At 72.3% G+C, this 8,166-nt stretch carries 6 protein-coding genes and 1 pseudogene; 5 read left to right on the forward strand and 2 right to left on the reverse strand.

The window, feature by feature from the left end; genetic code table 11:
• From ACJ73U_RS39930 to ACJ73U_RS39945, 4 genes are all read left to right on the forward strand, one after another.
• Positions 1-1,054, forward strand: a 1,054-nt coding sequence (locus ACJ73U_RS39930) for an RNA polymerase sigma factor (RefSeq protein WP_407782984.1), incomplete at its 5' end; no start/stop codon positions are given.
• Positions 1,051-2,067: a LacI family DNA-binding transcriptional regulator gene (locus ACJ73U_RS39935; protein ID WP_407782985.1), complete on the forward strand. Its 1,017-nt coding sequence runs from the start codon at positions 1,051-1,053 to the stop codon at positions 2,065-2,067. The genes ACJ73U_RS39930 and ACJ73U_RS39935, both read left to right, overlap by 4 nt.
• Before the next feature lie 118 nt (positions 2,068-2,185).
• Positions 2,186-4,207 (forward strand): bifunctional aldolase/short-chain dehydrogenase, encoded by a 2,022-nt coding sequence (locus tag ACJ73U_RS39940; protein WP_407782986.1) that lies wholly within the window; start codon positions 2,186-2,188, stop codon positions 4,205-4,207.
• Positions 4,204-5,547 (forward strand): rhamnulokinase family protein, encoded by a 1,344-nt coding sequence (locus ACJ73U_RS39945; RefSeq protein ID WP_407782987.1) that lies wholly within the window; start codon positions 4,204-4,206, stop codon positions 5,545-5,547. Before ACJ73U_RS39940 ends, ACJ73U_RS39945 begins: the two co-directional genes overlap by 4 nt.
• A 19-nt stretch (positions 5,548-5,566) precedes the next feature.
• Here the strand turns inward: ACJ73U_RS39945 and ACJ73U_RS39950 are convergent.
• Positions 5,567-6,442: pseudogene (locus ACJ73U_RS39950) on the reverse strand (aldo/keto reductase).
• Between the two features lie 88 nt (positions 6,443-6,530).
• Here ACJ73U_RS39950 and ACJ73U_RS39955 point away from each other — a divergent pair.
• Positions 6,531-7,403, forward strand: a complete 873-nt coding sequence (locus ACJ73U_RS39955) for a LysR family transcriptional regulator (protein ID WP_407782988.1) — start codon at positions 6,531-6,533, stop codon at positions 7,401-7,403.
• Between the two features lie 162 nt (positions 7,404-7,565).
• On the opposite strand, the gene ACJ73U_RS39960 is transcribed toward ACJ73U_RS39955, so the two are convergent.
• The coding region (locus ACJ73U_RS39960) for an NAD(P)-dependent oxidoreductase (RefSeq protein WP_407782989.1) at positions 7,566-8,166 on the reverse strand (601 nt) is incomplete at its 5' end.

Consider the following 8,166-nt stretch of genomic DNA (forward strand, 5'->3'; position numbering starts at 1 on the left):
CAAGCGGCGTGCCATCGACATGTTCCGCCGCCGTGAGACGCTCGACCGCAAGGTCACCGAGATCGGCCGCGACCTGGAGACCCAGGAGCCGCCGACCGCCGAGCCGGACTTCGACGCGATCCACTCCACCATCTCCGACGACCTGCTCCGGCTCGTCTTCATCTCCTGCCACCCGGTGCTGTCCACCGAGGCCAGGGTGGCGCTCACGCTGCGGCTGCTCGGCGGGCTGACCACCGAGGAGATCGCCCGGGCGTTCCTCACCCCCGAGCCGACGATCGCGCAGCGGATCGTGCGCGCCAAGAAGACACTGGCGCAGAAGAAGATCCCGTTCGAGGTGCCGTCCGGGAGCGAGCTGGGGGAGCGGCTCGCGTCCGTGCTCGAGGTCGTCTACCTGGTCTTCAACGAGGGCTACTCGGCGACCGGCGGCGAGGACTGGATGCGCCCGGCGCTGTGCGAGGACGCCATGCGCCTCGGCCGGATGCTCGCCGAGCTGGTGCCGAAGGAGCCCGAGGCGCACGGGCTCATCGCGTTGATGGAGATCCAGGCGTCCCGCGCCAGAGCCAGAACGGCACGTGACGGTACACCTGTATTGCTCAACGACCAGGACCGCTCGCGCTGGGACCAGCTGCTGATCCGGCGCGGTCTCGCGGCGCTGGACCGGGCCGCGGCGCTCGGCCAGCCGATGGGGCCGTACGTGCTCCAGGCGGAGATCGCCGCGTGCCACGCGCGGGCGCGGACCCCGGAGGAGACCGACTGGCCGCGGATCGCGGCGCTCTACACGCGGCTCGTGCAGCTCGTGCCGTCGCCGGTGATCGAGCTGAACCGCGCGGTGGCGCTGTCGATGGCGTTCGGGCCGGCGGCGGGGCTGGAGATCGTCGACGGGCTCACCGAGATCCCGTCGATGAAGAACTACCACCTGCTGCCGAGCGTGCGGGGTGACCTGCTGGCCAGGCTGGGCCGGCCCGACGAGGCACGCGCCGAGTTCGAGCGTGCCGCGGCGCTGACCCGCAACGAGCGGGAACGCGAGCTGCTGCTGAAGCGGGCCGCCGAATGACCGACGGCACACCCGGGATGAAGGACGTGGCCGCGGTCGCCGGCGTGTCCATCGGAACCGTGTCGAACGTGTTGAACCGCCCCCACCTGGTCAGCGAGGCGACGCGGCTGCGGGTGCAGGCGGCGATCGTCGAGCTGGGGTTCGTGCGGAACGAGACGGCGCGGCAGCTGCGTGCCGGCAGCAGCAGGACCATCGCCTACGTGGTGCTCGACGCGGCCAACCCGTTCTTCAACGACGTCGCCCGCGGCGTCGAGGAGATCGCCCGCGGCGAGGGCATGGTCGTCTACCTGTGCAACTCCAACCAGGACGGCATCCGGGAGCGCGAGTACCTGGAACGGTTGCGCGAGCAGCGGGTCCAGGGCGTGCTGATCACGCCGATCGACCCCGGAGGGCAACGGCTCGCCGAGGTGTACAGCGGCATGCCCGTCGTGCTGGTGGACTGCCACGCCCCGGACGACACCCAGTGCTCGGTCGCCGTCGACGACGTCCTCGGCGGCGAGCTGGCGCTCGGCCACCTGCTGGAGACCGGCCACGAGCGGATCGCGTTCGTCGGCGGTCCGATGTCCGTGCAGCAGGTGCGGGACCGCTACCGGGGCGCGCGGAACGCCCTGGAGCGTGCCGGCAGGGGCCAACTCGTGCCGCTGGACACCGAGGCGCTCGTCGTCGCGGAGGGCCGCAGGGTGGGGGAGCGGCTGGTCGCGTTGCCGGCGGACGAACGACCGACGGCGGCGTTCTGCGCCAACGACCTGCTCGCGCTCGGGTTGCTGCAGGCCGCGTGGCGGTTCGGCCTGGCGGTGCCCGGCGACCTCGCGGTGGTCGGCTACGACGACATCGAGTTCGCCGAGGCCGCCGCCGTGCCGCTGACGTCGGTGCGCCAGCCCCGGGAGCTGCTCGGTCGCACCGCCGCGCGGCTGCTGCTGGAGGAGGCCTCCGACGAGGTGGTGCACACCCACCAGCAGGTGCGGTTCCACCCCGAACTGGTCGTGCGGGCGTCCACCAGGATCCAGCGCTGACCGGTGCCGGACTTGCCTCGCTCCGCTCGGCGGCCCGCGCCGCTTGACACTCCACAGCACGCCCACCATGCTGGCCAGGGGCTATTGAAACGTTCCATATCGACGCGATGAGGCGGTCATGACTGAGCAGGTCCAGGCATTGCTGCGGCGGAGCAACCGGCTCGGCGCGGACCCGCGCAACACGAACTACGCGGGCGGCAACACCTCCGCCAAGACCACCGCCACCGACCCGGTCACGGGCGCGGACACCGAGCTCCTCCACGTCAAGGGCTCCGGCGGCGACCTCGGCACGCTGAGCGAGAACGGGCTCGCCGTGCTGCGGCTCGACCGGCTCCGCGCGCTGACCGGCGTCTACCCGGGCGTCGAGCGCGAGGACGAGATGGTCGCCGCGTTCGACTACTGCCTGCACGGCAAGGGCGGCGCGGCGCCGTCCATCGACACCGCCATGCACGGGCTCGTCGAGCAGGCGCACGTCGACCACCTGCACCCGGACGCCGGCATCGCGTTCGCCACCGCCGCCGACGGGCCGGAGCTCACGCGGCGGTGCTTCGGCGACCGGGTCCTCTGGGTGCCGTGGCGCCGCCCGGGCTTCCAGCTGGGCCTGGACATCGCGGCAGTCCAGAGGGACAACCCGCGGGCTATCGGGGTCATCCTCGGTGGGCACGGCATCACCGCCTGGGGCGCGACCAGCGACGAGTGCGAGGCCAACTCGCTGGAGATCATCACGACCGCGCAGCGGTACCTCGACGAGCACGGCCGGCCGGACCCGTTCGGGGAGGTCGTCGTCGAGACCCTCGCGCCGGCCGACCGCGCGGTGCTCGCCGCCCGCATCGCGCCCGCGGTCCGCGGCCTCGCGTCCACCGACCACCCGCAGGTCGGCCACTTCACCGACTCGGCGGGTGTGCTGGACTTCCTCGCCCGCGAACGGCTCCACGAGCTGGCCGCGAAGGGAACGAGCTGCCCGGACCACTTCCTGCGCACCAAGGTCCGCCCGCTCGTCCTCGACGTGCCGCCGACCACGCCGCTCGACCAGCTCCTCGCGCGGTTCAAGGAGCTGCACGAGGACTACCGGGCCGACTACCGCGCCTACTACGAGCGGTACGCCGACGCGGACAGCCCGCCGATGCGCGGCGCGGACCCCGCGATCGTGCTGGTTCCGGGGGTTGGCATGTTCAGCTTCGGCGCGGACAAGCAGACCGCGCGTGTCGCCGGCGAGTTCTACGTCAACGCCGTCAACGTCATGCGGGGCGCCGAGTCGGTGTCCACCTACCAGCCGATCGAGGAGCGGGAGAAGTTCCGCATCGAGTACTGGGCGCTGGAGGAGGCGAAGCTGAAGCGACGGCCCAAGCCGAGGCCGCTCGCCACGCGCGTCGCGTTCGTGACCGGGGGCGGGTCGGGCATCGGCAGGGCCACCGCGTCGCGGCTGCACGCCGAGGGCGCGTGCGTGGTCGTCGCGGACCGGGACGCCGACGCGGCCAAGCAGGTCGCGGCCGAACTCGGCGAGACCGGACTCGCCGTGACCGTGGACGTGACCGACGAGAACGCCGTCGCCGAGGCTTTCCGTACAGCTGTATTGGCATACGGCGGCGTGGACCTGGTGGTCAACAACGCGGGCCTCTCGATCTCGAAGCCGCTGCTGGAGACCACCGAGGAGGACTGGGACCGCCAGCACGACGTCATGGCCAAGGGCTCGTTCCTGGTCTCCCGCGAGGCCGCGCGGATCATGGTCGAGCAGGGCATCGGCGGTGACCTCGTGTACATCTCCAGCAAGAACGCGGTGTTCGCCGGGCCCAACAACGTCGCCTACGGGGCCGCGAAGGCCGACCAGGCGCACCAGGTCCGGCTGCTGGCCGCGGAGCTCGGCGAGTACGGGATCCGGGTCAACGGCGTCAACCCCGACGCCGTCGTGCGGGGCTCCGGGATCTTCGCCGGCGGGTGGGGTGCGCAGCGGGCGGCCGTGTACGGGGTGCCGGAGGAGGAGCTGGGCGCGTTCTACGCCAGGCGCACGCTGCTGAAGCGCGAGGTGCTGCCCGAGCACGTCGCGGCCGCGGTGTTCGCCCTGTGCGCGGGCGATCTCCCGCTCACGACCGGGTTGCACGTGCCCGTGGACGCGGGGGTCGCGGCCGCCTTCCTCCGATGAGCGTCCGGGTGGCCGCCGCCGACCTCGGGGCGGCGAGCGGACGGGTGATCGTCGGCGAGGTCGGGCCGTTCTCGGTGTCGCTGCGGGAGTGCCACCGGTTCGTCAACCGGCCCGTGCGGGTCGGCGGCACGCTGCACTGGGACATCCTCAGCCTGTACCAGGAGACGCTGGACGGGCTGGCGAAGGCGGGTCCGGTCGACGGGATCGGCATCGACTCGTGGGCCGTGGACTACGGGTTGCTCGACGCGTCCGGCGGACTGCTCGGCAACCCCGTGCACTACCGGGACGAGCGGACGGCCGAGGCGCGGCAGAACCTCGAACGCCTCGGCGCGCGCGAGCTGTACGCGACGACCGGCCTGCAGTTCCTGCCGTTCAACACGATCCACCAGCTGGCGGCCGAGACGAAGCTGGCGACGGCGCGGCGGCTGCTGATGATCCCGGACCTGCTCGCGTACTGGCTGACCGGCGAGCAGGGCGCGGAGGTCACCAACGCGTCCACGACACAGCTGCTGGACGTCCGCACCCGCACGTGGGCGACCGCGCTGATCGAGAGGATCGGCGTCGAGCCTGCGTTGTTCCCCGACCTGCGTGAGCCGGGCACCGTCCTCGGACACTTCGAGGGCACCCCGGTCATCGCGGTCGGATCGCACGACACGGCGTCCGCGGTCGTCGGCGTGCCCGCGGCCGACGACCGGTTCGCCTACATCTCGTGCGGCACGTGGTCGCTGGTCGGGGTCGAGCTGGACCGGCCCGTGCTCACGGAGGCCAGCAGGGCGGCCAACTTCACCAACGAGCTGGGCGTCGACGGGACCGTGCGGTACCTGCGCAACGTCATGGGGCTGTGGCTGCTGCAGGAGTGCGTGCGCGAGTGGGGTGCCGACACCGCGGAACTGTTGCGGGCGGCGGCGAAGCTGCCGAGGGGCGCGGTGATCGACCCGGACGACCCCGTGTTCCTGTCTCCCGGCGACATGCCGGCGCGGCTCGTCGAGGCGTGCCGGCGGGCGGACCAGCCCGTGCCGGCGGACCGGGCGGGGATCGTGCGGTGCATCGTGGACAGCCTGGCCGACGCGCACCGGCGGGCCGTCGAGGAGGCGCAGGAGCTGTCCGGACGCGCGGTGGACGTGGTGCACGTCGTCGGCGGTGGCGCGCGGAACTCGTTGCTGTGCCAGCTGACCGCCGACGCCTGCCGGCTGCCGGTGCTGGCCGGCCCGGTGGAGGCGACGGCGCTCGGGAACGTGCTCGTGCAGGCCCGCGCGCTGGGCGCGGTCAGTGGTGACCTCGCCCAGCTGCGGTCCCTCATCCGGGGCAGCCAGCAGGTGACCCGCTACGAACCCTGCTAGGAATTGGGGGTGGCCGGCCTCAGGCCGCGTCCAGCTCGGCCAGTTCCTCGGCCGTCAGGGTGACATGCGCGGCGGCGGCCGAGTCGCGGATCGTCTCCGGACGCGACGAGCCCGGGATCGGGATCACCACCGGTGCCTTGGCGAGCATCCACGCCAGTCACACCTGCTGCGGGCTGACCCCGTGCGCCTGCGCCACCTTCCCGAACGGGGCGAAGCGCGAGCCCAGCTCGCCGGCCTTGCTGACGCCGCCGAACGGGCTCCACGGCAGGAACGCGATGTCCAGCTCCGCACACAGCTCCAGCTCCGGCTCGCTGGACCGGAACGCCGGCGAGAACTGGTTCTGCACCGACGCGAGCCGCCCGCCCAGGATCTCGTTCGCCAGGCGGATCTGGTCCGGGTCGGTGTTGGAGATGCCCGCGTACCGGATCTTGCCGGCGTCGAGCAGGTCGCGGACGGCGCCGACGGAGTCCGCGAAGTCGACCGCCGGGTCCGGCCGGTGGAACTGGTACAGGCCGATCGCCTCGACGCCGAGGCGCTTGAGCGACGCGTCACACGCCTGCTTGAGGTACGCGGGCCTGCCGTTCAGCGACCAGTCGCCGTCGGGCTCGCGGGTGTGGCCGCCCTTGGTCGCCACCAGGACGTTCGACGTGTCACCGCCGTAGCTCGCGAGCGCCTTCGCCACCAGCGACTCGCCGTGCCCGAAGTCGTCGCTGTCACGCGAGTAGGCGTCCGCCGTGTCGATGAACGTCACGCCCGCGTCCAACGCGGCGTGGATGGTGGCGATCGAATGCTCCTCGGCCGGCCTGCTGCGCAGTGACATCGGCATCTCGCCGAGCCCGATGGCGCTGACCTGGGTGTCGCCGATGCGACGAGACTGCATTGTGGATTCCTCCATCTGAGTTGTGTACCTCCACCCTTCCCCGGCCTGATTAAGCTGTCCAACAGAAGTCTTCGATCGGGTTGATCAGTCTGGGTGATGAGTCGTGGAGTTGCGACAGCTTTCCTACTTCGTCGCGGTCGCCGAGGAATGCCACTTCACGCGGGCGGCGAAACGGTTGCACGTCGCACAGTCCGGGCTGTCGGCGTCGGTGCGGTCACTGGAGCGGGAGCTGGGCGCCGACCTGTTCGTGCGCAACACGCGGCAGGTGCGGCTGACGCCGGCCGGCGCGGCGCTGCTGACCGAGGCCCGGCGCACCCTCGCCGCCTCGACCGCGTGCGTGGACGCGGTGGCCGCCGTGCAGGGGTTGGTGCGCGGAAGCCTCTCGATCGGGACGTTGCAGTGCCTGCACGTCGTGCACCTGCCGTCGGTGCTGTCGACGTTCGTCTCGACGTACCCGGCGCTGGACATCGAGTTCCGGACCGGCGGATCCGGCGAGCTGACCGGCATGGTGGCGCAGGGGAAGATGGACGTCGCGTTCGTCGCGCGGCCGGCCGTGCCGCCCGAGGACGTGGTGGTGACGCCGCTCGCGAGTGAGCCGATGGTGCTGGCGTGCGCGCCCACGCACCCGCTGGCATCGGCCGCGCGGGTGCCCCTCGCGGCGCTGACCGGCGAGCGGTTCGTCGACTTCGCGCCCGACTGGGGGCCGCGGGACCTGGTGGACACGGTGGTCGGCGACCGGCACGTCGCGCTCGAGGTGACCGACGTGCACTCCCTGCTCGACATGGTGGCGTGCGGGCTGGGGATCGCGCTCGTGCCGCGGTCGTTCTCGGTGAAGACCGACAGGGTGCGGTTCGTCGGGCTCGCCGACCGGGTGCCGCGGTGGGAGACCGTGACGGTGACCGCCGCGCCGCCGAGTGCGGGGGCGATCGCGCTGGTGGCCGACGTGCGGCGGGCTGCGGGCTTGACCTCCGGCTAGGTCGAGGTCGCAGGATCGTGGGCGTCGGAGCGTCGTGCCGACGCTGGGCCTCGCCACCACTACCGGCCGTGGCGGGGCCCTTCCGCGTTCCGCCGGCCGGTTCGGTTGAACTCACGCGTCGGTTTCGTTGGACACGCGGGTCGTGCGGGTTGGACACGCGGGTCAGTGGGCGGCGAGTTGTTCCAGCACCAGCAGCAGGGCCGAGTGGTCGAGATCGCCGTGGCCCTGTGCGCGGGCGGCGGCCATCAGTTGGGCCACCACCGCGCCGAGCGGGAGCGGTACACCGGCCTCGCGTGCCGTGCCCAGCGCGATGCCCAGGTCCTTGTGGTGCAGGTCGACGCGGAAGCCCGGGGCGAACTCGTGTCGGAGCATGGCGGCCGACTTGCGGTCCAACACCGCGCTGCCCGCGAGGCCGCCGGACAGCACCTCGACGGCCTGCCGCAGGTCGACCCCCTGCGCGTCCAACAGTGTCAACGCCTCGGCGACGAGCCCGATCGTGCCGGCGACGATCAGCTGGTTCGCCGCCTTCACCGTCTGGCCGGCCCCGGCGGGTCCGACGTGGACGATCGTCCTGCCCAAGGTCACCAGCACCGGCGCGGCGGCCTCGACGTCGGCCGCGTCGCCACCCACCATGATCGACAGGCTCGCCTCGATCGCGCCGGCCTCGCCGCCGCTGACCGGGGCGTCCAGCACCCGCAGCCCGGCCTTGCGACCCGCCTCGGCCACCCGGACCGTTACGTCCGGACGGATCGTGCTCATGTCG

This window comes from Actinophytocola sp., from assembly GCF_045807065.1.
Classification (GTDB): Bacteria; Actinomycetota; Actinomycetes; order Mycobacteriales; family Pseudonocardiaceae; genus Actinophytocola.

Bases quoted from the DNA above. Each gene is read 5' to 3' on its own strand.
- ACJ73U_RS39935 (WP_407782985.1), top strand. From the start codon at position 1,051: ATGACCGACGGCACACCCGGGATGAAGGACGTGGCCGCGGTCGCCGGC.
- ACJ73U_RS39940 (WP_407782986.1), top strand. From the start codon at position 2,186: ATGACTGAGCAGGTCCAGGCATTGCTGCGGCGGAGCAACCGGCTCGGC.
- ACJ73U_RS39945 (WP_407782987.1), top strand. From the start codon at position 4,204: ATGAGCGTCCGGGTGGCCGCCGCCGACCTCGGGGCGGCGAGCGGACGG.